This window comes from Candidatus Rickettsia colombianensi, from assembly GCF_003664375.1.
GTDB classification, from domain to species: Bacteria; Pseudomonadota; Alphaproteobacteria; order Rickettsiales; family Rickettsiaceae; genus Rickettsia; species Rickettsia tamurae.
Genome location: NZ_RAQN01000013.1, coordinates 44,488 through 70,482 on the forward strand (window position 1 = coordinate 44,488; position 25,995 = coordinate 70,482).

Consider the following 25,995-nt stretch of genomic DNA (forward strand, 5'->3'; position numbering starts at 1 on the left):
ATCAAGTCGCGGGATGACTTCCCAAATGTTACATAGTATACAAAACGATAATTTAAATTCAGGTTATTTGTGTTTAGTGATTTACGAAAATTTGACAAAGATATATATAATTATAATGCTCCTAATTTTATACCTATAGCATGTCATTATAATGAAAATACTTTACTTACCAAAGACGGTAAATTACTACAAATTATCAAAATACACGGCATTAACTCAGAGAAAATAAGCGATAACATACAAAATTTACGTGAAATGGTTAGAGTTTCTATAAAAAAGAATATAACCGATTATGATTTTGCTTTTTGGCTACATACAATACGAGAAAAACAAAATTTAGACGATTCCACTCCTTACAAAAAATTATTACCGGCAAATATTCATGCACTATGGCAAAGAAAAAACCATTGGAATGATAAATTCGTTAATACTTTATATATATCTATAGTACATGATTCTGCTAAAGTTGACATCAAAAATTTTAACTCTTTAATAAATTCTTTATCTAATAAATTAATTACTGATTTTGAAAATAACTACTTAGATTCAGCTTTTCAAAAACTAGAAAATATCACTAATAATATTTTAAACGATTTAAACGAATTTGGTGCTGAAAAACTCGGTATAATATTTGAAAATGATAATGTTTTTTCTAATCCTTTATTTTTATATAATCGAATAGCTAATCTTAATAATAATGATTGTTTGGTACCTATAATAGATTTATCCGATGCACTAGGTAGAAGTATTTATACAATTAGCGGCGATAAAATGGTAGTTACGGATCATGAGAAAAATAATAAATTCGCTTCTTTACTATCTATAAAAGAATATCAAGAAACTCCTTCTAATACACTAGATAAATTTTTACAGTTACCGATTGAATTAATAATAACTGAAATATTTTACTTTGTTAGCAAAAAACAAGTAACATCCAAATTGCGTGGTCAAGATTATATTCTAAAAATTACTAACGACTCAACTTTACTTAATCACAAAGGGATTAATAAGCTTGATGCAGCTAATTTAGATTTGCAATTTTGTAATCAGCAAATTTCAATTGCCGTTATAGAAGAAGATGAAAATAAACTAGATGCAGCCGTAACTAAAGCATCAACCAAACTTTTTAAACTTGGTATTATTCATGTAAAAGAAGATCTTAATATTGAGCAAATATTTTGGTCGCAATTACCTGCTAACTTTGCCTTTATACGTAGAATGTCACCATTATCCGTAGAACATATTGCTTCTCTTACCACTCTTCATAATACTACACTCGGTAATCAATATAATCCTTGGGGTAAGGCTATAACTTTACTACGAACCGAGAAAGGTACTCCATATTTCATGAATTTTCATGATAAAACGAATAAAGGTAATACTTGCATCTTTGGTACGGGAAAAACCGGCAAAACCGTATTATTGAACTTTTTAATATCAGAATCGACTAAATACGATCCAACAATAATTTATATCTCTAATAATAATGATTCTAAAATTTTTATCGAGGCAATAGAAGGCAAATGGTTAGAACCGGACAAACAAATTATCAATCCATTTTTAGTAGATGATACAGAAAAATCACAAGTCTTCATTTTAGAATTTTTAAAATTAATCAGTGGTCATTATATTTCACCTCTTAGTAAAATAGAGATATCCTTTCTAGAGAAATTAAAAAATAAAATTTTATCAATTGAAAAAGAAAAACGTATTTTTTCCGATATTTTAAAATTAGAAGATTTTAAGGAGGAAGGAGGAATACAAATACTTGATAAACTTAAAGTTTTTACCGAAGGACAATTATATTATGGATTATTTGATGGACCGTCTCTTAACATTGAAGAAGGGAAAGTTATAGGGTTTAATTTATATAAACTTTCTGATGAGCCGTTTTCTAAACAATTTTACCCGACGGAGAGAAAAGTTTTAGAACAATTTAATAATAATTTAAAGAAACACCAAAGTATTAGTGCAGCAGTAATTTATGCTTTTACTTATCATTTAAGCCTAGTTGGCAGAAAACCTAAAATATTTGCTGCCGATAATTTTGATAAACTTTACAGACCTGAGGTTTATTATGATAATATAAATTTAATCTATAATAATTTATCTCAAAATAACGGTATTTTCGTCAGTAATTTCAACTTTATTTATCTTAAGTCATATCCAAAATATACTATAAAACCTTGGCTTGATTTAATTAATACTAAAATTATTCTACCGTCTGACATTAAAATAGAAGATTTAGATAAAATTTTAGGTTTAAGCGAGCCGGAAATACGAAAATTATCACAGCTAATACTTTCTGCAAGAATGTTCTTAATTAGTAAGGATAATAAATCGATAGCTTCTGAATTAAGTATTGCCGCTTTAATAGGAATTGTCCGTATTTTATCAAGCAGACAAGAGGAAATGGATATTTATAAAAAAATACTTGAACAACACCAAGGTCCTCCGGATAATTGGGTTAATTACCTATATAATGAGTTAAATACGGACTAATATTTCACTCTGTCATCCCGTGATTTATTCATGGGATCCAAAAAAAACTAAAAAGGACTGGATCCCGCTACAAGCTCGCAGGATGACAATAATTTATTATGAACTATAAAAACAACGAGCATAAAGAATACTCAAAGTGTTAAAAAAATATTTACTATTTTTCTTATTTTCATTTTTCTCATTTAATGTATATGCATCTATTTGGGGTGATATAGTCGATTGTCTTAGCGATCCATGTAATTGCGGTCAAAGTGAGAGAACAGAAATTTGGAATAAGGGCAGCAAAAATGAAGTAAAAAGAGGACCTTTTAAACCAGGCACATTGTGTCCTCCTTGGAATAAAAGCGACGGTCGCAATAATGATACTTGTTTATTAAAATTTGATTACCCAGGTACATTTATCGGTTTTTTACTCAATAGATGTGCAGAAGAAGCCCCTGATAGTAGTTACTTTACTCCAAAAATTCGTATTAGAGTTCAAAGCTGTAATGCCGCAGCTTGTTGGCACCAAAACTCTACTTTAAATTGGGATGGAGAATGTGTATTATGGCCTACAGGTTACGGTCTACCTCTAACTAGAGTTTGTGCTAGAATTGCCGTACCGGATATGCCTCCGCCTCCCGGAATAAATGCTACACCTTCCCCTGCAGATCCAGGTTATACCGATGGAGTACATCTCAATAAAGTCGGTTACACACAAAGTGATAATAAGATAATCAGTGTAGACGGAAAAATAGTTACTTTAAAATCTCCTAAACTTTGTGCTTATAGCGATCCTGGACTTGTTAACCTTGTTTCAGATTCCGGTGTACATCTTGATCCGATGGACTGGAATCCTAATCGTCAACCTCTTCATCAAACTAATGAACTTAGTCCTATTGCAAAAGTATTAAAATTTTTAGTTGAAACGGTAAAAGGAGCAAGTTTACCAAGTTTATTAGGGCAGCTTCTTGGTATGATAGATCAAAATTCAGAATTTATAAAAGTACTTCAATCAATACTTAATGCAATAGGAGAGATTTTTAATTTTTTTCCTGATTTAATAATAAAAATTATTGAAGCACTTGGGTCATTAAACGGTTCTGTAGATAGCTATTCTTTTGGTTGTGTACAATTACCTTTAGGACCTTTTCCACCGCCATATTGTCCAAATTTAGATTATATTAGCATTAATGCTAGTGCTAATAATGTATGTAGCATAAAAGATGCAAGCGGCAAGTTTGACCAATCTTCTACTAGTCCGGCTTGTGTAGTGCCGTCTAATATTAATGTTAAAAACAATATTGTTAATAATACCATACGTGTTAGCTTTAGCAATCTTGTTCCACTTTGCACGAGTTCTCCCTCTGACCTCAAAACTTGTGTAGAACCACGTAATATAGATTTTTCTTCAGCAAAAATTACTCATACTAACACGGCTTTTAAAGATTTAATTAAATCGTGTAAGAATACTTCAGGCAGCACTCCATGTATTAATACAGAAATTCCTACGCCATGTAGTGTTACGGCTAACGGTTGTAATGAGGGATTTAGAATAGTATATTCGCAGAAAATTGGAAATGTAGAAACACCTAGCGATTACTACATAAGCGATATACCGGACTGTCCAAGTTCTAATTCAACTACCTGCCAAAAAGTATGGGGAGTTAATATCGGCGAATTTAAGGATGTAAGCGTAAAATTTCCTGAGGTACAAAAACAAGATACAACTAGCTTAATGCCTATAAAGACAGATGTCACCTTAAAAGACAATAACGGTAAAGATAGAAAGCTTCATGTCTCTATTAGTAATACCGAAGACGATAAGCAAAATCCTAATAATATTTGCTTATTTGAGTCCGGTAATTTAATAGATTGCGTACCGAGAGTAAATCATTCTTACAGCTTAGCTGCTTATGAATGTGCAAAACAATATGCCGGAATTATCTGTACTAATAATAACAATCTCAACGATGCTTATTATAAACCGCAATTCATTGCTTCAGTACAAGTAAGAGAAGGCAACAATATCATAGATGAAACAAGCACTCTTGTCACGCCGTTAGCATACGCCGGACCTCCACCTCCCAACCCCACTGACACAGAAAGCATAGTAATGCTTGCCGGTTATAAGTATAGTTCTTCTGTTGCGTTTATACCTAAAGATCCGAAGGAAGATAAATATATTGCTATGCCGTTTTCAGGAGAGAATGCTCTAAATCAGTTGACTATTCACGGTAAATATAAAGACGATAAAGAACCTTATGATAGTAATGGAAATCCTGACTCAAGTGCGGTATATTTAAAACATTTAGAATATATAAACGGTAAATATATCCAAGGTGGAACGCATGCCTGCTTGATGCCGAAAAATTTCCAACATTGTAATCCTATGCTGCTTCCTACTTTACCTGATGGATCACCTATTCCCGGTTACAATAATGACTCGACAAATTGTGTACTTGCTAAACTAAACAACAACGATACTATAAATTGTAAGGATTTTAAAAATAAATATAACGTTAAATATCCAAACCTTGGCTTATGTAAAAAAGATACAGATCTAACAAGTTGTACTCTAGAAGAAACAGTGTCAGGTCCAGGAAGAGGTATTACAATTTATACTTGCAATATAAATAAGATTCCGAGTAAATGCTATACCAATAACGATAAGGCTAATACTCCAATATGTGTTTTAAGTAGGGAGTATACAGATAGAATTAAGCCGGAACCTAACATAGGACCAATATTAGTACCGGTAGATCCTTCAAAATATTATACAGTGACATATACAAAAGGAGATGAAAACACTCCTCCTGAGCCGACATATAAAGCTGAGACTGAGGATGTAAGAGATAAAACTTGGCAAGAGCTGAATCTTTGTGCTCCTATATTAGTACCTACTTGTGCTAAAATTCCTAGCACAGTGGAAGCTCCTTCCGGTAACAATCACGGTAATGCAGAATGGCCTGAAAGCGATATAGGAGAACTTGCAAAAGGAAAATGTCCAACGAATTGGATAGTTATTGATCCTAGTAAACCTTTAGAACGCCATTGTTTGTCATATTTTGATAGAAAGGTTGTCAAGTTTGAACCTTTAGGTCAAGGTGTCGGCTGTAGAGAATCTACAGGATTACCTATAAAAGTTGGTTATAACGACTTTCCATCAAGCCAATTACCTGAGACCCCTTATAATCCGGTAACTAAAATAGGTGACTATATCTTAAACAAAAAACCGTTACCACAGGGGAGCATTATGGCATTTCCAAAGGATGGGGCATTTATAGATGCAACAAATGAACCGGGCAATACAATATTGCATACTGTAGAATTCAAAGTAACTTTAGATGCAATAATGGACGATATTGAGTATTTTGAAGTAAAAGATTTATGGTATGATGATTGCACATTAATATATGTCAACGGCACAAAGCTACTTAGCCTCCCTACTAATGTTGATTCTCTAGATGAGAAAAGGTACTGTAACAATGGAAATGACCAAGGTCAAGCATTACAAGCTAAGAATTTACCGATTGATATAAAGCGTTATTTAAAACAAGGAGAAAATACTATAAAATTTCAGCTAAGAGTTATGTTTGGCGGGGGGTTATATTTCCACATGCAATATAAAATGAAGAGATAAATAAATGAGTTGGATTATCTTTTATACGGTAATCGCTGCTTTACTGATTCTCGATTTGGGAATAATACACAAAAAAAATACCGTAATGAGCTTTAAAGAAAGCGTACTTTTTAGTCTTTTCTATTTTGTAATAGCTTGTTTATTCTGTATCTATGTTTACTATAATACGGGGGCAGATCATGCTCGTGAATATTATACTTGCTTTCTCATTGAGAAAGCTATGTCACTTGATAATATTTTTGTTATCTCTATTATTTTTCAATTTTTTAAAATTCCCGGGAAATATCAACATCGTGTTTTATTTTTCGGTATAATAGGCGTAATAATATTCAGAGCCATAATGATTTACGGCGGTATTATTCTTATAAATAAATTTGCCTGGTTATTATATATTTTTGCCGTAATACTCATTGCTACCGGTATAAAAACTTTTTATGTATCACATAAAACTTTTGATATACAGAATTCTTATATTTACAAGTCAATAGTAAAAAATCTAAATATTACTCCTAATCTTGAAGGGGATAAATTTGTTGTTAAACGTAATAACAAACTATATTTTACCCCCCTTTTTATATCTCTAGTACTGATAGAAGCAATAGATTTAGTCTTTGCTATAGATAGTATACCGGCAATATTCGCAATTACTAATAATGTTTATATAATTTATACTTCAAATATTTTTGCTATTTTAGGGCTTAGAGCGTTATTCTTTTGTTTAGCAGAAATTGCAGAACGTTTCAGTTATATAAAATATTCTTTGGCTTTAATTTTAATATTTATCGGCTTTAAAATATTTATTCATCATTATATAGCGATTCCGGCATATGTTTCGCTCACTGTAACTATTACTTTATTACTATTTGGTATAATTGCTTCCATAATTAGGAAAAATATGATTGACCATTAATAAAGTAGGTATATAATATTTTTTTTATTTTTTAAGCAATTATAATGACTAAATTACTAAAATTATTTTTTATTACTATCATAATTTTTAATAACATTGCTTTTGCAAAAGAAACAGGGTTCTATATAGGAGCAGAAGGCGGAATAGTTGAATCGGTCGTTAGTAAATTCCGACATAAACACTCAAATACCGAAATAATTTTAAAAAAATCAAGTATGTATAGTGGGAAAATAGGCTATATAATATATCCACAGATAGCTATTGAATTCTCAGCAACTTATCAACATAAATATCGTCTGCATTACGTATTACCTCAGCAAAATTTAAGTAATGGTCTCACTATGCCTAAAACCCCAGGTAATATTACCGTATTACCAAATATATATGCTAAATCTTATTTATGATTTAGAAAAAATAAAAACTTTCACACCTTTTGTAATACTTGGAGGTGGAATAACACAAATAAAAGTTAAGCCTATCTCTTCTAGGTGGAGTGTTATAAATAGCAATTATTTTAAAGTAAGAAGAACTCATAAACATTGTGTTGCTCGGCAAGCAGGTCTTGGGATTTCACAAGATGTAACTTCAAATTTAAGTATTGATGCAACTGCAAAATTACAAACGGCACATAGAGTAAGAATTAATTATGATACGCTTGATATGAAAATGGGGCAATTTGTGCCGGCAAATCCTATCAAAAAACTATAGCCGTTGGAGAATTTGGCGTAGGGTTTAATTATAGATTGCCATTTTAATAATTCTGTGAAATATTTATATGAAAGCTGCAATGTCATCCCGCGGTCAAGCCGCGGGATGACACGAATAATCCAACTATTATAAGGAAAAAATATGTCCCCAAAAGCTACTAACTCTTCTTCTACCCCTAACGGTCATGATAAGACGGCAAAAAAATCACATTCCATACAATCAGTTCTTAACGGTGCGGTTTCAGATCATAACACTTATGATGAAGTACCATATGAGAGCTACCCGTATGCTACTACCCACCCCTATCACTTAAGTACACTTGCAACTCTTTTCGATGTAAATGCTCCTGAAGTCGAGAATGCAAAAATATTAGAGCTTGGTTGTGCAGCAGGCGGTAATTTAATACCACACGCAGTTCTTTATCCAAAAACTCATTTTGTTGGGGTTGATTTGTCTAAGGTACAAATTGACGAAGCAAATAAAAATGTTAAAGAACTTGGACTGAAAAATATAGAATTTCATCATTGTTCGATAACCGATATTGATGATTCTTTCGGTAAGTTTGATTATATAATTTGCCATGGCGTAATTTCTTGGGTGCCAAAAACCGTTAGAGATAAAATTTTTGAAGTTTGTAATAAAAATCTTAGCCCAAACGGAATAGCATATATTAGCTATAATACTCTACCGGGTTGGAATATGGTCCGTACTATTAGAGATATGATGATGTATCATTCTAGCTCATTTGCAAATGTACGGGATAGAATAGCTCAATCTAGATTGTTACTAGAATTTGTTAAGGATAGCTTAGAGAATTCTAAAACTCCTTATGCAGAAGTATTAAAAACCGAGGCAGGACTGCTTGCTAAACAAACCGATCATTATTTACGTCATGATCATCTAGAAGAAGAAAATGCTCAATTCTACTTCCATGAATTTATGAATGAAGCAAGAAAGCACAATTTACAATATTTAGCCGATTGTAATCTTTCGACTATGTATCTTGGTAATATGCCACCAAAAGTAGTAGAGCAGTTAAAAGCGGTGAACGATATAGTTAGAACTGAACAATATATGGATTTCATTACGAATCGTCGTTTTAGAACCACTTTATTATGTCATAGTGATGTGAAAATTAATAGAAATATTAACAATGATGATATAACGAAATTTAATATGATCTTTAATATAGTGCCTGAAAAACCACTCAAAGAAGTAGATCTTAATAATGCTTCAGAATCCTTAAAATTCTTCTTAAACGGTAATAAAGACTCTAACTTAACAACTAGTTCACCTTATATGAAAGCTATTTTATACACTTTCAGCGAGAATCTAAATAATCCGTTAAGCTTTGAGAAAATAACCGCTGAAGCTAATAAAAAGCTACATAATACTAAATTAAACGAAATTAAAGCTGAGCTTTTAAATAATGCAATGAAGCTAGTATTACAAGGTTATATTAGTATTACAAATCAGAAGCATCGAAATAACCCTGAGCTTGATAAGCCTAAAACAACAAAAATGGTAATACATCAAGCAACCCATACACCTTCTATGTGGGTTACAAATTTAAAACATGAACCGATTGGCGTTAATTTCTTTGAGAAGTTTGCACTTAGGTATATGGACGGTAAACATGATAAAAAAGCAATCATTGAGGCTGTACTTGGTCATGTAGAAAAAGGCGAGCTAACTTTAAGTAAAGAAGGTCAAAAGGTAGAAAACAAAGAAGAAATACGCAAAGAACTAGAAAGCTTATTTACTCCGATGATCGAGAAATTTTCTTCTAATGCTTTGTTGGTTTGATGTTTGAATATAGGTTTACTTTGTCAAATATGTATTTATATTAATGTTATTTTTCTGGATTCCCGCTTTCGCGGGAATGACATCGAAATCATGCAAAAAACATGTCGGAAGAGGCAAAAATGAATAATAAACATACTAATCAAACCGAAAAAAGTATATTAATTGGAATGCAAGAGGCTGTTTTATACGCTAAAGGAAAATTAAAAGCAAATAAACATGATATAAAATTATCTAATATAGACGTGCATGAAGCAAGAGATAAGTTAAAATTAACACAACAACAATTTGCTACAACATTTAGAGTTAGTGTTGCAACTTTAAGAAACTGGGAACAAGGCAGAAGATTACCTACCGGAGCTGCAAAATTACTTCTTAAGATTATTGAGAAAGAACCTAATGTTGTAAAACGAGTTTTACGAAGATAAAATAGCGATAAGACACAACCTATATAAACACCATGCCTATATTTTTTTATTTATTTGCAACATTAATAACTATCAGTAGCTTATGCGTTGTCTTAAGCAAAAATTCCGTATATTCGGTATTATGGTTAATTTTTGCATTTATCAACGGTGCAGGGCTTATGATTTTGCTTGGAGCAGAATTTTTAGCTATGATGCTGATAGTGATTTATGTTGGAGCTGTAGCAGTATTATTCTTATTTGTGATAATGATGCTAGATATGCATTTTAATAAGACAATAACACAGTTAAAAGAAAATCTTGCTTTAAGTATTTTTATAGCTCTAATAATGTTTGCTGATTTAGTAACAATTATTTTACTTGGCACCAAAAATATTAATTTCAGCTCCGGTATATCATTTGCCATAACAAATAATATCTTAAATACTAAAGCAATAGGAGGCGTACTCTACACAGACTTTATGCTACCGTTTCAAATGGCGGGCCTTATCTTATTTGTCGCTATGATTGCATGTATTACGTTAACGCTAAAGAAGCGTGAGGGAGTAAAACGTCAAGATATATCAAAACAACTACGTCACAATAAAGAAAATACCGTATTAATGACAAAGCCTATTCTAAATAAAGGTGTTGAGAATATTAAATATGAATAAATATATTTCGCTTAATCATTATTTAATCTTAAGCAGCTTAGTTTTTACTATCGGAATGTTTGGATTATTTATGCATCGCAAAAATATTATCAATGTATTAATGTCTATTGAGTTAATGCTGCTTGCAGTTAACATAAATTTTGTTGCATTTTCCGTATATATGCAAGAATTATCGGGACAAATTTTTAGTATTATAATCTTAACCGTAGCAGCTGCCGAAACCTCAATCGGGCTTGCAATATTACTAATATATTTCCGTAATAAAGGCTCAATTGAAATTACCGACATTAATCAGATGAGGGGATAATGATGTATCAAAATATTTCCATAATGATCATCATGTTACCGCTTGCCTCTGCAATAATAAACGAGTTATTCGTAAGGATAATAGACAAAAAATTAGCTCAAGTAATTGCAACCGGCTTTTTATCTTTATCTGCCTTATTCTCATTAATAATATTTTGTGATGCGGGCTTAGACGGAAATATAATCCATATTAAATTATTACCATGGATTGAGGTTGGAAATTTTAAAGTAAATTGGTCGATTTATATCGACCAGCTAACTAGCATAATGTTTATAGTCGTAACATGGGTATCTAGCGTCGTGCATATTTACTCGCTTGGCTATATGGCCGAAGATAAGGGGATTATACGCTTCTTGTCTTTTCTTTCTTTATTCACTTTTTTTATGTTAATGCTAGTATCTAGCGATAATTTCTTACAGTTATTTTTCGGTTGGGAGGGCGTCGGCGTTTGCTCATATTTACTAATTGGTTTTTGGTATTCAAAAGAATCCGCCAATAAAGCAGCGATTAAAGCTTTTATAACAAATAGAGCCAGCGATTTTGCTTTTATCTTAGGCGTAATAACAATTATTGTTTATTGTGGTTCGGCAAATTACAAAGATGTATTTTCATCTGCAGAATTATTATCTAATACAAAAATATTGTTACAGTTTTCTATTCTAGATATTATTTGCTTCTTATTATTCATCGGTTGTATGGGTAAATCTGCACAGATTGGTTTACATGTATGGCTTCCTGATGCGATGGAAGGACCGACTCCGGTATCCGCACTTATTCACGCAGCAACCATGATAACGGCAGGAGTATTCTTAGTAGCACGCTGCTCGTATTTGTTTGAATATAGCCCTTTAATTCTACAATTTATTACGATTATCGGCGGTGTTACTTGTCTTTTTGCTGCAAGCATTGCTATTATGCAAAGCGATATCAAGAAGATTATTGCTTACTCTACCTGTAGCCAGCTTGGTTATATGTTTATGGCTTGCGGGGTATCTGCCTATAATAGCGGGATATTTCACTTAGTAACTCATGCCTTTTTTAAAGCCTTATTATTCTTATCAGCCGGCAGCGTAATACATGCCATTCACGAGCAGGATATTTTTAAAATGGGTGATTTAAGAAATAAAATGCCGGTAACTTACGGAAATTTCTTAATCGGCTCACTTGCACTAATAGGGATTTATCCTTTAGCAGGGTTTTACTCTAAAGACTCGATTTTAGAAGCGACTTATAGTAGCGGCTCATTTATGTTCATTTTTGGGATAGTAGCAGCAATACTTACCGCTATTTATTCAATGAAGATTATTATGTTGGTATTTCATGGCAAAACTAAGCTAGAAAAAGATGTTTTTGAACATGCTCACGAACCGGCTAAAATAATGAATAATCCACTTATATTACTTGTCGCTGGGAGCTTTTTTAGCGGTATGATCGGCTATTATTTACTCTCTATGGACAAAACAAACGGTTATTTCCATGAAAGCCTATTTAATTTACATATTTATAAATTACTAATTAGCCACCCGCCTTTATATATAAAATTACTACCTATGGCAGTCGGTATAGTGGGAATTGTTATTGGGATTTACTTATATAAGTCAAGTACTGTCATTCCGTGGCTTGACCACGGAATTCAAAAAAAATGGATCCCGCAGTTAAGCTGCGGGATGACACCCCTTGGATTAATTTCCAACATTCTAAGAAATAAATATTATTTCGACGAGATATATAATTTCTTAATTGTGAAGCCTATTAACTGTTTAGCTTCTTTATTTTATCTTGGCGATCAAAAAATAATCGATCGTTTTGGACCGAACGGTTTTTCACGAGTCGTTAATTGCTTTAGCGTTCTTACCGGCAAAACACAAACAGGATATGTTTTTAATTATGCTTTGTATATAGTATCATTTATTGTTGTAACAATTAGTTATTTTGTTTGGAAAGGTTTTTAGTGTCATACCATGGCTTGACCACGGTATCCAGAAAAAAATTAAAAAAGGACTGGATCCCGCGATCAAGTCGCGGGATGACAGCGGTGGAATTGATCCACGCAACAATGCCTCGCGGGAATGACATATACTAATAAAAAAACTCATAAAATCTTAAAAGAATGTTAGAATTACCTATTATATCTATCAGTATTTTTCTGCCGCTAATAAGCGTGCTATATATTTTGCTGTTTATTAGTCAAAGTAAAAAGGCAGATAAACCGATATATGTAATGTATGTTGCAGTGCTTAGTTCTGTTTTAACATTCATCTCAACTATTCATATTTTAATAGAGTTTGACTCCTCAAACCCCGCTTATCAATTTGTTGAACGCTACGCTTGGCTTGATAAAATCGGGCTTGAATTTCATGTTGGCGTTGACGGTATATCAATATTTTTCGTGGCTCTAACTTCCTTGCTTACTCTTATTTGTATAATCGGAAGCTTATTTACCGTTAAAAAATATATTAAAGAATATTTAGTATGTTTTTTATTAATGGAATCTTTTTGTATAGGGGCATTTACCTCTGTAAATTTATTATTATTCTATCTCTTTTTTGAAGTAATATTAGTGCCGATGTATATCATTATAGGCATCTGGGGTGGTGAGAATAGAATATATGCAGCTCTTAAATTCTTCTTATATACTTTCTTTGGTTCAGTATTTTTTCTACTTTCATTAATTTATATTTACAGCAAAATTCATAGTTTTGATTTAACCTATATTTCTGAACTTACCTATAACATCCCGTTATTTGCTCAGCAAATTTTATGGTGGGCTATCTTTATTGCTTTTGCCGTTAAAATTCCTATGATTCCGTTTCATACTTGGCTACCCGATGGACACGTACAAGCTCCAACTAGCGGCTCGGTTATTCTTGCCGGTATTTTGCTCAAACTCGGTGGTTATGGTTTTTTAAGAGTATTACTACCGCTATTTCCGAGTGTATCACAAGAATTTGCAATTTACGTAATTTACCTTAGCGTTATTGCTATAATATATGCGTCCCTTGTTGCTTTTGCTCAAAAAGATATGAAAAAGATGATAGCCTATTCATCAATTGCACATATGGGATATGTTACGATAGGTATTTTTAGCTTTACTGAAGCCGGAGTTAGCGGAGCAATATTTCAGATGCTTAGCCATGGCGTGATTTCTTCATGCTTATTCTTAATAGTTGGTACTTTATATGAAAGATTGCATACTAAAGAAATAGCTAAATATGGTGGTGTAGCAAGTAAAATGCCTGTACTTGCCACATTTTTTATGATTGCTATGCTCGGCTCTGTCGGGCTACCCGGAACTAGCGGATTTATCGGTGAATTTTTAAGCCTACTTGGGATTTATAAGGTGAACGTAATAGCAACCTTTATAGCAGCTCTCGGCATAATCCTTGGGGCGGTTTATATGCTGAAATTATATAAAGAAGTAATGCTCGGTGAGATTATCAATAAAGAAATTATGTATTTCAGAGATTTATATAAATATGAAATAATCTCAATAACTCCTTTAATACTACTAATTATTTACTTTGGTCTAATGCCGAGTTCTATTTTAAACGTATTTCGTTTATCGGTGGAGAATTTGCTAGTAAAATTTTAATTGCTTACAAAAAATATAAATGCTACTCTAATTATAGAACTTAAAAGTGAGGTCTATATGAAAAAAAAGAATAGAGAAAGAAGCTAAAAAAGTAACTCATGAATTAGACAACGCAACTAAAAAACTAGGCCAAGACGCTAATAAGGTAACAGGCATAGATATAAGTCATGTGGTAAATCCTGATACATCAGATCATAAAGAAGCTTTAAGAGGTGCTCGTGACAAACTTGGAATTGGTCATAATAATCAACAAGATAATACAGAATTAACTGGGACCACACCAGAAGAGCATCATGAAAATTAAATTTATTGAAAAGCAACAGATCATACCGTGGTCCCGCCACGGTATCTAGTAAAATTATTAGTATTTTAAATTGCTTTTATGGATACCGTGGCGGGACCACGGTATGACAAGGACATGCTATCACTTCATCAATTACAATTTAACTTGGCACAAAGAAATTTATTTGATCTAAATATTACTTTTCTTCCTTCTTCTATCACCTATATAAAAGGAGCTAACGGTTGCGGTAAAAGCTCACTGCTACGAATGATAGCGGGAATTATGCAACCTAGTAGCGGTAATATCTACTATAGAAACTGTAATATTAACAATATCGCTAAACCCTATTGTACTTATATCGGTCATAATTTAGGTCTAAAACTCGAAATGACTGTTTTTGAGAATCTAAAATTTTGGTCGGAAATTTATAATTCCGCTGAAACCCTATACGCTGCTATTCATTACTTCAAACTACACGATTTATTAGATGAAAAATGCTATAGTCTGTCTAGCGGGATGCAGAAAATCGTAGCCGTAGCAAGGCTTATTGCTTGCCAATCTGACTTATGGCTACTTGATGAAGTTGAAACTAATTTAAGCAAAGAAAATAGGGATTTACTAAATAATTTAATTGTTATGAAAGCAAATAGCGGTGGTATTGTTCTTCTATCCTCTCATCTAGAAAGCTCTATAAAATCTGCACAGATATTACAACTTGATTAATTATTATTGTTTTGCGTATTTTTATAAATCTTCCAATGTACAATAAAAAATATAAGGCTAACTATAATCCAAATTGAATAATTAATTATTGTACTTACAGCACGTGCTTTAGTAACTTCTATATATTCATTCTTATAACTAATTCTCTTTTCTTCTAGCTCTTTTTTTGGAGGCAACCCTTTTAATTGTTCATATAAATCCTTATCATATGATTTTAGCTTTAAATATTGCTCATTAGTACTATTATTTTATAAGTTCCTCTTATGAGTATATTCCGGCAAAAATAATGTAATGAATGCATTAAATATAATAGAGAGCGTTATCAATAAAACTATAGTAGTAACAAAACAAACTACCATACTATAAATCTGTTTTATAAACATAATTTTTTAGTTTTTATAATTATTTACAATTAAGAAAATAAAAATCAAAAAAAGAAAAGCAATAATTAAATTACAAAGGTTTATGAAATCTCGAATGCAAGGTTCAAATTTTCATGATATATTTTTTTAATTTAACTTTTTTGAAATGAACCTATTAACAGAATCACAATAGCATAATACGTATATATTCCGAATAAATGAAGAATAATTAAACGAGTATATTACCTATACTCGTAATCTTTGTGTAGTTTACTAGCAAGTGCCTGCTCCCATTTGTCGCCGTTTTGCAGTAATCTTTCTTTATCGTAAATAAGTGCGGTATGAGTTAGACTTGCAAACTCAAAATTAGGTCCTTCAACTATCGCATCTACAGGGCAAGCTTCTTGACACAACCCGCAATAAATACATTTTGTCATATCGATATCATAACGAGTAGTACGTCTACTGCCGTCATCTCGTTCGTCCGCTTCAATCACTATCGCTTGTGCCGGACAAATCGCCTCACAGAGCTTACAAGCAATACAACGCTCTTCGCCGTTTTCATAGCGACGCAGTGCATGCTCACCCTTAAATCTAGGGCTAACAGGACTTTTTTCATAAGGATAATTTATGGTAACTTTGGGCTTAAAGAAATACTTTAAAGTCACAGCCATCCCTCGTACTATCTCATATAGAAAAAACGATTTTAAATAGTTTATCATAATATTAAAAAAATACCTGTCATCCCGTGGCTTGACCACAGGATCTAGTAAAATAATTTATAGTGCTTTTAATTCGTATATTTTTCCTGGATCCCGTGGTCAAGCCACGGGATGACAATGGAGAGCAATGATACTCTCCCCCTCTAAATACTCGGTAAATTATTGGTATACATAAGCACGCTTGACACTAACACCACCCAAAATAAAGTTAGAGGTAAAAATACTTTCCAGCCAAGTCGCATTAATTGATCATAACGATATCTTGGCAAGGTCGCTCTAATCCATAAAAAGCAGAACAATAAGAATCCGACCTTAAATACAAACCAAAAGAACCCCGGAATACAATCTAACCACGATATATTAAAGGGCGGCAAGTAACCTCCTAAAAAGAAAGTCGTAGTCATTGCACTAACTAATATCATATTAGCATATTCCCCTAGGAAAAATAAAGCAAATCCCATAGAGGAATATTCAACATTATAGCCGGCGACTAGCTCCGATTCTGCTTCAGGTAAATCAAAAGGTAATCTATTTGTTTCAGCAAGCACTGAGATAAAAAACACGACGCCCATAGGTAGTAGCATTAAATCAATCCACCACGGCATTGTTCTTTGTGCTTCAATGATCCCACTTAAATTGAGAGTACCGGTAGTAAGTAGCACAGTAATAATAACCAGCCCCATCGACACTTCATAAGAAATCATTTGAGCAGATGAGCGTATAGCACCAAGGAATGCATATTTTGAGTTACTAGCCCAACCGGCAATAATAATGCCGTAAACGCTTAATGAAGATATAGCAAGGATATATAAAACACCGACATTAATATCTGCAAGAACTACGCCCTTTGCAAAAGGTATAACTGCCCAACCGATTAAACTTAATACAAAAGTTATCATCGGTGCTAAAATAAATAATATTTTATCGGAATTGGTTGGAATGATCGGCTCTTTGAATAAGAGCTTAAACGCATCGGCAATAGGCTGAAGTAATCCAAACGGACCGACAACGTTAGGTCCTCGTCGGAGCTGCATTAATCCAATAACACGACGCTCTGCATATGTTAAATACGCAACGCACACTATTAAAGGTATAGTGATTGCAACTACCTTTAGAGCGATGATAATTAACGGAAAAATATATTCAAAAAAGAGTTCTGTCATGAGAGTACCTCGGTATCATACTGCCTCCTCGTCTCTTGCTTCCTTAGCCTCAACGCATTTAGCCATAGTGACTGAGTTTTTACTAATTACGTCTGTCATATAATAATTAATAGGTTCCGCAGTTATAGGCTCTTTTGATAACTTATCTTTAGAGCTAAATTTAGTAAATTTATTCTCTGTAATTTTATCAATACTAGCAAATATCTTATATTCTTTAGCAAGCTTGGCTCTTACTTCTTGCAAATTATCCATTCCGATATCTATTTTTAGAGAACTGGCAAGCTCTTTAATAATTTCTATATCTTCTTTAGCTATTCCTACAGGCGATACTGCTTTTCCTGCTATTTGCGGTCTTCCTTCTAAATTAACATAAATTCCGCTCTGCTCGGTATAAGCAGCCGCAGGTAAAATTACGTCAGCACTCGCAGCACCTGAATCCCCGTGATGTCCTTGATATATTATAAAAGCCGATTTCAGCTTATCAAACGGGACTTCATCAGCTCCAAGCAGGTAAGCAAGTTCCAACTCTTCGAGCTTAATAGGAGTATTAAAACCGATATCAAGACCGCCAACTATAGAAGCTTGATTATGCAATATATTAAAGCCTTTCCAATCATCACGCATAATATTATATTCAGCCACTATCTTATAAATAAGCGACAATATAGCATATCCGTCATCTCTTGCATATACGCCGTCACCTAGTATAATTATCGGATATTTTGCTGCTTTAAAGGCTTTTGCAAATTCATGTTTACCGCTAGCTAACTCCTCAATTATTTTAGGGTTGCTTCCTAAATCCTGAATTCTATAAGTTTGATTATGTCCTTCGCCTATTTTTGCTATTTTTAATGAGTCGGCACGTACTCGCATGCCTATTCTGCTATTTAATATAGGTGCTATTTGTCTTGGATTCGCTCCGATTAGTAAACATAAATCAGCTTTTTCTACGCCGGCAATAGTTGTATTAAATAAATAGTTTCCTCGTTCGCTTGTATCTATTTTATAGTTAAACTGATTAACACTATAGTTATTAGAGCCAAGCTTTTGCAGTAATGCTTTTAGCATAAACATTGCTTCGACAGAAGCAAGAGAGCCGGCAATAGCGGCAATTTTCTCAGGTTTTACGGATTTAATTTTATCCGCTATAATTTTTAAAGCTTCGCTCCAGCTAGCTTCTACTAACTTACCGTTTTTTCTGATATAAGGGCGATCTAAACGCTGATATTTCAAACCGTCATAACTAAAGCGATTTTTATCAGAAAGCCACTCCTCATTTATTTCTTCATTAACACGAGGTAATATTCTCATTACCTCATCGCCTCTGCTATCAATGCGAATATTAGAGCCTTCAGCATCATGCACTCCAATACTAGCGGTATGTTTTAGTTCCCATTTACGGGCTTTAAAAGCATAAGGTTTGGAATTTAAAGCACCGACCGGACAAATATCTATCATATTACCGGCAATTTCAGAGTCTAAAGTTTGCTCTAAATATGAAGTTACCTCCATATGCTCGCCTCGATGAATAGCTCCCATTTCTTCTATTCCCGCTATGTCACTCGCAAATCTAATGCATCTAGTGCATTTTATACATCTAGTCATTGCTGTTTTAATCAGCGGACCCATATATTGATCTTTAATAGATCTCTTATTTTCATGAAATCTACTAGTACCTTTGCCGTATCTAAAAGCCTGATCTTGCAGGTCGCACTCCCCACCTTGGTCACAAATAGGGCAATCTAGAGGATGGTTAATAAGTAAAAACTCCATCACCCCTTCACGTGCTTTTTTTATCATAGGCGTATCGGTATGAATAACCATACCGTTACCGGCAGGCATTGCACAAGAAGCTATAGGCTTTGGTGATTTTTCCATTTCAACCAAGCACATACGGCAATTACCGGCGATTTTTAGACGCTCATGATAACAAAAATGAGGAATTTCTTTACCTGCTTGTGTACAGGATTGATAAACGGTGCTGCCTTCTGATACTTCTATTTCAGAACCGTCTATAGTAAGTTTTATCATCTTTTATTTTATCCAATAAGTCATAGGGTTCGGATAAGCTTGATCCTCTATCATATATTTAAAACCGATAGCAACACGAAGTATATACCAAACAGCGAGTGCAAAATACAATACTACTCCAATAATGATAAACGTAAATATGAAACATACAATCCACCCAAGAACTCCAAGACAAAAAGTACGAAATAAAAACACGTAATGACTAGTAGCAAAGTTATCACCTTTATCTTTATTGAGATATGCAAAAAATACTCCAATTAACGGTAATATCGGTGCTACTATCCCACATAGATATAATATATATACCACTATTAAATTTTTCTTACCGCTCTCGGTATATTCTTTAAGATGCTTGTCCATATTTTTACCTCTTTATGTCGTTCCCGTGTGGCGTTGTTGCATGGATATCTGAGTCGTCATTGCAAGCAGCCGTAGGCTGCGTGGCAATCTCATGAAATAAAACAAACTCCCTAGATTGCTTCGTCAATTGCTACGCAATTTCCTCGCAATGACGATACCAGCAAACTACCCCTTCAAACTCTCTACCACAAAATGCATAATACTGCCGTGATTTATATAATTTATCTCATTATCCGTAAATATTTGCAATATTAAATCGATTGTTCTTATTTCACCGGTTTGTTTTTTTATCACACATTTAACAGGATTATAAGGTCTTATATTCTCGCTTAAGCCTATAATGTCCATAGTTTCTGAACCGTCTAACTTTAAATCTAATCTTGTATTATTGCCGGTAAAAGTTAGCGGTAAAATACCCATACCTACTAAATTTGAGCGATGTATTCGTTCAAAGCTCTCGGCAATCACTGCCTTTACACCAAGCAACCCAGGTCCTTTTGCTGCCCAGTCTCTAGATGAGCCGCTACCATATTCTTTACCTGCAAAAATCACTACCGGTACATCATGAGCTTTGTAGTCCATAGCTGCATCGTAGATAGTTTGCTGCGTGCCGCTTAATTGATTTATAGTAAAACCGCCTTCTACACCTTTACACATCTCATTTTTTATACGGATATTAGAAAATGTGCCACGCATCATCACTTTATGATTTCCTCTACGTGATCCGTAAGAGTTGAAATCTAGAGGCTCTATATGATGGTCCGTTAAATATTTAGCAGCAGGGCTGGTTTTACTAATACTGCCTGCCGGCGAAATATGATCGGTAGTAATAGAATCGCCGAAAATTGCTAAAATTTTTGCAGATTTTATATCTTTTATACTATTCTCGCTGCCTATATCCTCAAAATAAGGCGGATTATTAATATAGGTACTATTCTTATCCCAATTATAATTAGAGCTAGTAGTAACCTGTAAATCTTTCCACTCTTTTGTTCCGCTAAATATATCAGAATATTTTTCTATAAACATAGAGGAATTAATTGAATTTGCAATAACTTCATCTATCTCTTCTTTGCTTGGCCAAATATCTTTTAAATAAATATTTTCTCCTATAGGCATATTTGTTAGATCTATATTAAGAGTGCCACTAAGTGCATATGCTACGACTAAAATAGGCGAGCCGAGATAGCTTGCTTTAGTAAGTGGATTAATTCGCCCTTCAAAATTCCTATTACCAGATAAAACAGAAGCAACAACTAGCCCGTTTTTGTTAATAGTTTCCTCTATTTCCGGATTTAGAGGTCCGGAATTACCGATGCAAGTAGTGCAGCCGTAACCTACTAGATTAAACCCTAATTCATCTAAATATTTATCAAGACCGCTAAGATTCAAATATTCCGTTACGACTTTTGAACCAGGAGCAAGAGAAGTTTTAACCCAAGGTTTTACCTTTAACCCGTGTTCTAGTGCTTTTTTAGCAAGAAGTGCTGCACCAATCATAACCGAAGGATTAGAAGTATTAGTACAGCTAGTAATTGCTGCAATTACTACATCGCCGTTACCGATTTCGTAATTCTGATTTGCTACGGCATATTTTTTATCAATGTTTTTATTTTCTAAAGCAAAATTCGGTAATTCATGTTTAAAATTACTTGCTACATCGTTTAAGTTTACTCGATCTTGCGGACGTTTTGGACCGGCAAGTGAACTATGTACCGTAGATAAATCTAACTCTAAAACCTCAGTATATTCTGCCTCATGCTCAAAATCATACCAAAGATTCTGCTCGGTTGCGTATTTCTCTACTAATTTGATTTGCGTTTTTTCTCTACCTGTTAGCTCTAGATATTTTATAGTTTCTTGATCAATCGGGAAAAAGCCGCAAGTAGCACCGTATTCAGGCGACATATTAGAAATGGTCGCACGATCGGCAATCGTTAGATTTTTTAGCCCCTCACCGAAAAACTCAACAAATTTACCTACTACTCTCTTTTTACGTAGCATTTCAGTAACGGTTAAAACTAAATCGGTTGCGGTAGCTATACCTGTTAATTTTCCTGTTAGTTTTACACCGATTACTTCCGGTAGAATCATAGTAAGAGGTTGTCCAAGCATTGCAGCTTCCGCCTCTATTCCGCCGACTCCCCAACCAAGCACCGATAATCCGTTTACCATAGTTGTATGGCTATCCGTTCCAACTAAACTATCAGGATAAGCAAATCCGTCCTTATGCCACACGACTTTTGCTAAATATTCTAAATTTACTTGATGGCAAATACCCGTACCTGGCGGCACTACTTTAAAATTATTAAATGCTTGCTGCCCCCATTTAAGAAATGCATAACGCTCTATATTACGTTTCATTTCTATTTGAACATTTTTATCGAATGAATCCTTAGCTGCGTAAGAATCAACGCTTACGGAATGGTCTATTACCAAATCAACAGGAATAAGCGGATTAATTTTTAACGGATCGCCTCTTATTTTCTTCATCGCATCACGCATAGCAGCCAAGTCCACAATAGCAGGCACACCAGTAAAATCCTGCATCAAAACTCTTGCCGGCATAAAATCTATTTCCGCATTAGATTTTTTAGTTTTTAGCCATTCTTTAAATACAAGTAAGTTTTGCTTTGAACCATTAGAACGTAATACATTCTCAAATAACACTCTTAAACTATATGGAAGCTTTTTTAAGGGAAGTTCGATATCGCTTGCCGCTTTATTTATATCGTAAATTTTGTATGAAGTATTATCGACTGATAATTCTTTAAGATATTCTGAATTATGCACTTTTGACATTTGTTTCTCACTTGATTATGTGGAATGAATATCGTCATTGCGAGCAGCCGTAGGCTGCGTGGCAATCTCATTAAATATCCTGAGATTGCTTCGTCGAATTACTATGTAATTCTCCTCGCAATGACATCAAAATAACCTTATCCCAAAACGTAGATTTTTCAAACAAATTAATGTTGATCTGATAAAGGTTTTTGAAGTTCTAGAAGCTTAGTTGCTATTTCTGCTTCACTTAAATTCGTAACGTTAATAGCCGTTTCCGTAGCTATATTAATATAATTTGCCGTTACTTCGGTTACACCGCCGGAAATAAGATAAGTGTTTTCAGATTTATGCATATCATCTATATAAACCTGCACTAAACCGGCTTTTAAACTAACAATCATCGGAGCGTGACCCGGTAGCACTCCAAACATACCCTCCTCACCCGGCATTGTTACCATTTTAGCTTGCTTTTCAAATGCAATACTTAAAGGAGTAATTATTTTGACTAGAATTGTTTCGTTCATATTTTGGTTTATCCTTAATGTCATCCCGTGGCTTGACCACGGGGTCCAGAAAAACGACTTGCTATATTGCTACTTTCACTGGATCCCGTGGTCAAGCCACGGGATGACAATGTCTACATCTTCAACGTCTTTGCCTTCTCAATAGCCTCGTCCATAGTTCCGACCATATAAAAAGCAGCTTCCGGTAAATCATCGTATTTACCCTCTACAAGTCCTTTAAAGCCTGCGATAGTATCAGCTAAGTTAACAAATTTGCCTTCAGCTCCGGTAAATACTTCGGCGACATGGAAAGGCTGCGATAAGAAACGCTGTATTTTTCTAGCACGCGACACGGTTAGTTTATCTTCTTCGGATAGCTCATCCATACCTAAAATAGCGATGATATCCTGCAACGATTTATAAGTTTGTAAAACTTGCTGCACTTGTCTTGCTACGCTATAATGTTCTTCGCCAACAATCATCGGATCAAGTACCTGAGAATTACTATCTAACGGGTCAACTGCCGGATAAATTCCAAGCTCGGCTATCTGACGACTAAGTACTGTTGTAGCATCTAAATGTGCGAAAGAAGTAGCAGGAGCAGGATCGGTTAAATCATCTGCCGGTACATATATAGCCTGCACGGAAGTTATTGAGCCGTGCTTAGTAGAGGTGATACGCTCCTGTAGCTCTCCCATATCAGTAGCAAGAGTAGGCTGATACCCTACCGCTGACGGAATTCTACCAAGCAACGCCGATACTTCAGAACCTGCTTGAGTAAAACGGAAAATATTATCTACAAAGAATAAAACATCTTGCCCCTCATTCATATCTCTAAAACTTTCTGCAATGGTCAGGCCGCTTAACGCAACTCTTGCTCTTGCTCCAGGCGGCTCGTTCATTTGCCCGTAAACTAAAGCTACTTTTGACTTTTCAGGCTCTTCAAGGTTAATAACACCCGAGTCAATCATTTCATGGTAAAGATCATTACCTTCTCTAGTTCTCTCACCGACTCCTGCAAATACCGTATAACCGCCGTGGGCCTTAGCTACGTTATTAATAAGCTCCATAATTAACACGGTTTTACCGACTCCTGCACCACCGAATAGTCCTATTTTACCGCCTTTAGTATAAGGAGCAAGTAAATCAATAACTTTAATACCGGTTACTAATATATTACGCTCGGTTGACTGATTGGTAAAATCAGGAGCAGGCTTATATATAGAAGAAATATTTGAGCTTTTAATGTCTCCTTTACCGTCAATTGGCTCACCTACAACATTCATAATACGCCCAAGCGTCTCAGTACCTACAGGAATACGAATAGGACTGTCTGTATCTATTACTTCTACGCCCCGCACTAATCCTTCAGTAGAATCCATAGCAATACAACGTACCGTATCATCGCCTATATGTTGTGCTACTTCCAGTACTATCCTTTGTTTATCGTTATAGCACTCTAGAGCATTTAAAATTTCCGGTAACTCACCGTTATTCGTAAATTTTACATCCACCACCGCTGAAATAATCTGAGTAATTTTACCGATATTTTTTATCATAATTTTTTCTTTTGTTATAATTTATTATCCCGCGACTTGATTGCGGGATCCAGGCTTCTCTTTACTTTTTAATGGATCCCGTGGTTCAAAGCCACGGGATGACACAGCCTTATACCTAAACCGCCTCAGAACCAGCTATAATCTCTATCAACTCCGTAGTAATAATAGCCTGTCTTGATCTATTCAACTTTAAAACTAACTTGCTTATTAAATCATTAGCATTATTTGTTGCATTTTCCATAGCGGTCATTCTAGCTCCCTCCTCACTTACTCTACTTTGTAGTAAAGCATAATTTATTTGGGAATTCACATATAAATTAATTAGATTAGAAATTAGATTCTCCCCCTCATATTCATAATGATCATTTTCTACTGCAGAATCATCTTGATATTTTTCTACCGGTAAAATCTGCTGCTTAGTCATAATTTGAGTCATTGCGTTCTTAAATGTATTAAAATATATAACACAATTACTAACTTCTAGATTTTCTACTGCCGACATAATTTTTTGTTTTACTTGTAGCATCAGATTTTCATCATGAATTTTGGGTAACTCAAAATAACTATCAATATAATTTACATATTGCCTGTTTAGTGCTTCGTAACCTTTTTTTCCAATAATGATAAGTTTTATTTGTTCGCCTTTATTTTCTAACTCTTTAATATCATTCTTAACTTGTTTAATTATACTGTAATTAAACGTTCCGCATAACCCACGCTGTGATGTCATAACTATCAATAAATTTGCTTTATTCGGCACGGTATTAAAAAATTTCTGCTCTTCTATAGATAACTCATACATATCAATTGATAATATAGCAGACATCATTTTACTAATAGCCTCAATATAAAAATTTGAATTGGCTATTTGACTTTTTATTTTTGCCATTTTAGAAGCTGATACTAGTTGCATTGCTTTAGTAATCTTTTGTGTAGATTTAACGCTTTTAATTCTAGTTCTTAACTGCTTTAAATTTAACATA

The 25,995-nt window shown here is 33.9% G+C and carries 22 protein-coding genes and 1 pseudogene; 14 read left to right on the top strand and 9 right to left on the bottom strand.

All coding sequences use genetic code 11. The annotated features are described in order from the left end of the window. Positions 1–69: 69 nt before the first annotated feature. The 13 genes and pseudogenes from D6968_RS04440 to ccmA all read left to right on the top strand — a co-directional run bounded on the left by D6968_RS04440 (position 70) and on the right by ccmA (position 15,528). Positions 70–2,502: a VirB4 family type IV secretion/conjugal transfer ATPase gene (locus D6968_RS04440; protein WP_121543689.1), complete on the top strand. Its 2,433-nt coding sequence runs from the start codon at positions 70–72 to the stop codon at positions 2,500–2,502. Between the two features lie 136 nt (positions 2,503–2,638). Further along, positions 2,639–6,124, top strand: a complete 3,486-nt coding sequence (locus tag D6968_RS04445; RefSeq protein ID WP_121543691.1) for a hypothetical protein — start codon at positions 2,639–2,641, stop codon at positions 6,122–6,124. Between the two features lie 4 nt (positions 6,125–6,128). Beyond that, positions 6,129–7,034: a TerC/Alx family metal homeostasis membrane protein gene (locus D6968_RS04450; RefSeq protein WP_121543693.1), complete on the top strand. Its 906-nt coding sequence runs from the start codon at positions 6,129–6,131 to the stop codon at positions 7,032–7,034. Positions 7,035–7,078: 44 nt separating this feature from the next. Continuing rightward, positions 7,079–7,789 (top strand): annotated as a pseudogene (locus tag D6968_RS04455) (outer membrane protein). A gap of 94 nt (positions 7,790–7,883) precedes the next feature. Further along, positions 7,884–9,548: a methyltransferase regulatory domain-containing protein gene (locus D6968_RS04460; RefSeq protein ID WP_121543695.1), complete on the top strand. Its 1,665-nt coding sequence runs from the start codon at positions 7,884–7,886 to the stop codon at positions 9,546–9,548. A 119-nt stretch (positions 9,549–9,667) separates the two neighbouring features. Further along, positions 9,668–9,973 (top strand): helix-turn-helix domain-containing protein, encoded by a 306-nt coding sequence (locus D6968_RS04465; protein WP_245969326.1) that lies wholly within the window; start codon positions 9,668–9,670, stop codon positions 9,971–9,973. Positions 9,974–10,005: 32 nt separating this feature from the next. Next, the gene (locus D6968_RS04470) at positions 10,006–10,623 is read left to right on the top strand and encodes an NADH-quinone oxidoreductase subunit J (protein WP_121543699.1); all 618 of its coding nucleotides are present in this window, start codon (positions 10,006–10,008) and stop codon (positions 10,621–10,623) included. Further along, positions 10,616–10,930: an NADH-quinone oxidoreductase subunit NuoK gene (gene nuoK, locus D6968_RS04475; protein WP_121543701.1), complete on the top strand. Its 315-nt coding sequence runs from the start codon at positions 10,616–10,618 to the stop codon at positions 10,928–10,930. Before D6968_RS04470 ends, nuoK begins: the two co-directional genes overlap by 8 nt. A 32-nt stretch (positions 10,931–10,962) precedes the next feature. Beyond that, positions 10,963–12,882, top strand: a complete 1,920-nt coding sequence (nuoL, locus tag D6968_RS04480; protein ID WP_410519445.1) for an NADH-quinone oxidoreductase subunit L — start codon at positions 10,963–10,965, stop codon at positions 12,880–12,882. Then, positions 12,882–13,013, top strand: coding sequence for a hypothetical protein (locus D6968_RS06300; RefSeq protein ID WP_281269448.1), 132 nt, complete (start codon positions 12,882–12,884; stop codon positions 13,011–13,013). The genes nuoL and D6968_RS06300 overlap by 1 nt, the downstream gene beginning before the upstream one ends. 27 nt (positions 13,014–13,040) lie before the next feature. Further along, a complete protein-coding gene (locus D6968_RS04490; RefSeq protein WP_121543707.1) occupies positions 13,041–14,522 on the top strand; it encodes an NADH-quinone oxidoreductase subunit M in 1,482 nt (493 codons plus the stop codon). 169 nt (positions 14,523–14,691) lie between these two features. Beyond that, positions 14,692–14,826: a hypothetical protein gene (locus D6968_RS06305; RefSeq protein ID WP_281269449.1), complete on the top strand. Its 135-nt coding sequence runs from the start codon at positions 14,692–14,694 to the stop codon at positions 14,824–14,826. A gap of 114 nt (positions 14,827–14,940) precedes the next feature. After that, positions 14,941–15,528, top strand: a complete 588-nt coding sequence (ccmA, locus tag D6968_RS04495) for a heme ABC exporter ATP-binding protein CcmA (RefSeq protein ID WP_121543709.1) — start codon at positions 14,941–14,943, stop codon at positions 15,526–15,528. On the opposite strand, the gene D6968_RS04500 is transcribed toward ccmA, so the two are convergent. From D6968_RS04500 to D6968_RS04535, 7 genes are all read right to left on the bottom strand, one after another. Further along, positions 15,525–15,704: a hypothetical protein gene (locus tag D6968_RS04500; RefSeq protein ID WP_121543711.1), complete on the bottom strand. Its 180-nt coding sequence runs from the start codon at positions 15,702–15,704 to the stop codon at positions 15,525–15,527. The genes ccmA and D6968_RS04500 overlap by 4 nt on opposite strands. Before the next feature lie 428 nt (positions 15,705–16,132). After that, positions 16,133–16,612, bottom strand: coding sequence for an NADH-quinone oxidoreductase subunit NuoI (gene nuoI / locus D6968_RS04505; RefSeq protein WP_121543713.1), 480 nt, complete (start codon positions 16,610–16,612; stop codon positions 16,133–16,135). A gap of 143 nt (positions 16,613–16,755) precedes the next feature. After that, on the bottom strand, positions 16,756–17,775 hold the full coding sequence (gene nuoH / locus D6968_RS04515) for an NADH-quinone oxidoreductase subunit NuoH (protein WP_121543717.1): 1,020 nt from the start codon (positions 17,773–17,775) through the stop codon (positions 16,756–16,758). 15 nt (positions 17,776–17,790) lie between these two features. Further along, positions 17,791–19,806, bottom strand: coding sequence for an NADH-quinone oxidoreductase subunit NuoG (gene nuoG, locus D6968_RS04520; RefSeq protein WP_121543719.1), 2,016 nt, complete (start codon positions 19,804–19,806; stop codon positions 17,791–17,793). 3 nt (positions 19,807–19,809) lie between these two features. Continuing rightward, positions 19,810–20,166 carry a DUF4870 family protein gene (locus tag D6968_RS04525; RefSeq protein ID WP_032139092.1) on the bottom strand — a complete coding sequence of 119 codons (357 nt, stop codon included), beginning with the start codon at positions 20,164–20,166 and terminating at the stop codon, positions 19,810–19,812. Between the two features lie 165 nt (positions 20,167–20,331). Then, positions 20,332–22,968 (bottom strand): aconitate hydratase AcnA, encoded by a 2,637-nt coding sequence (acnA, locus tag D6968_RS04530; RefSeq protein WP_121543721.1) that lies wholly within the window; start codon positions 22,966–22,968, stop codon positions 20,332–20,334. A gap of 167 nt (positions 22,969–23,135) precedes the next feature. After that, a complete protein-coding gene (locus D6968_RS04535) occupies positions 23,136–23,474 on the bottom strand; it encodes a F0F1 ATP synthase subunit epsilon (protein WP_032139094.1) in 339 nt (112 codons plus the stop codon). On the opposite strand from D6968_RS04535, the gene D6968_RS06090 reads away from it, so the two are divergent. Next, positions 23,452–23,619 (top strand): hypothetical protein, encoded by a 168-nt coding sequence (locus tag D6968_RS06090; RefSeq protein WP_245969327.1) that lies wholly within the window; start codon positions 23,452–23,454, stop codon positions 23,617–23,619. The two genes, D6968_RS04535 and D6968_RS06090, sit on opposite strands and share 23 nt — an antisense overlap. Here D6968_RS06090 and atpD read toward each other — a convergent pair. Both atpD and atpG read right to left on the bottom strand, forming a co-directional pair. After that, on the bottom strand, positions 23,588–25,012 hold the full coding sequence (gene atpD / locus D6968_RS04545; RefSeq protein ID WP_121543725.1) for a F0F1 ATP synthase subunit beta: 1,425 nt from the start codon (positions 25,010–25,012) through the stop codon (positions 23,588–23,590). The two genes, D6968_RS06090 and atpD, sit on opposite strands and share 32 nt — an antisense overlap. 115 nt (positions 25,013–25,127) lie before the next feature. Next, positions 25,128–25,994: an ATP synthase F1 subunit gamma gene (gene atpG / locus D6968_RS04550; protein ID WP_121543727.1), complete on the bottom strand. Its 867-nt coding sequence runs from the start codon at positions 25,992–25,994 to the stop codon at positions 25,128–25,130. Between the last annotated feature and the right edge of the window lies 1 nt (position 25,995).

Bases quoted from the DNA above. Each gene is read 5' to 3' on its own strand.
- D6968_RS04450 (WP_121543693.1), top strand. From the start codon at position 6,129: ATGAGTTGGATTATCTTTTATACGGTAATCGCTGCTTTACTGATTCTC.
- D6968_RS04460 (WP_121543695.1), top strand. From the start codon at position 7,884: ATGTCCCCAAAAGCTACTAACTCTTCTTCTACCCCTAACGGTCATGAT.
- D6968_RS04465 (WP_245969326.1), top strand. From the start codon at position 9,668: ATGAATAATAAACATACTAATCAAACCGAAAAAAGTATATTAATTGGA.
- D6968_RS04470 (WP_121543699.1), top strand. From the start codon at position 10,006: ATGCCTATATTTTTTTATTTATTTGCAACATTAATAACTATCAGTAGC.
- nuoK (WP_121543701.1), top strand. From the start codon at position 10,616: ATGAATAAATATATTTCGCTTAATCATTATTTAATCTTAAGCAGCTTA.
- nuoL (WP_410519445.1), top strand. From the start codon at position 10,963: ATGTTACCGCTTGCCTCTGCAATAATAAACGAGTTATTCGTAAGGATA.
- D6968_RS04490 (WP_121543707.1), top strand. From the start codon at position 13,041: ATGTTAGAATTACCTATTATATCTATCAGTATTTTTCTGCCGCTAATA.
- ccmA (WP_121543709.1), top strand. From the start codon at position 14,941: ATGCTATCACTTCATCAATTACAATTTAACTTGGCACAAAGAAATTTA.
- nuoI (WP_121543713.1), bottom strand. From the start codon at position 16,612: ATGATAAACTATTTAAAATCGTTTTTTCTATATGAGATAGTACGAGGG.
- nuoH (WP_121543717.1), bottom strand. From the start codon at position 17,775: ATGACAGAACTCTTTTTTGAATATATTTTTCCGTTAATTATCATCGCT.
- nuoG (WP_121543719.1), bottom strand. From the start codon at position 19,806: ATGATAAAACTTACTATAGACGGTTCTGAAATAGAAGTATCAGAAGGC.
- D6968_RS04525 (WP_032139092.1), bottom strand. From the start codon at position 20,166: ATGGACAAGCATCTTAAAGAATATACCGAGAGCGGTAAGAAAAATTTA.
- acnA (WP_121543721.1), bottom strand. From the start codon at position 22,968: ATGTCAAAAGTGCATAATTCAGAATATCTTAAAGAATTATCAGTCGAT.
- D6968_RS04535 (WP_032139094.1), bottom strand. From the start codon at position 23,474: ATGAACGAAACAATTCTAGTCAAAATAATTACTCCTTTAAGTATTGCA.
- atpD (WP_121543725.1), bottom strand. From the start codon at position 25,012: ATGATAAAAAATATCGGTAAAATTACTCAGATTATTTCAGCGGTGGTG.
- atpG (WP_121543727.1), bottom strand. From the start codon at position 25,994: ATGTTAAATTTAAAGCAGTTAAGAACTAGAATTAAAAGCGTTAAATCT.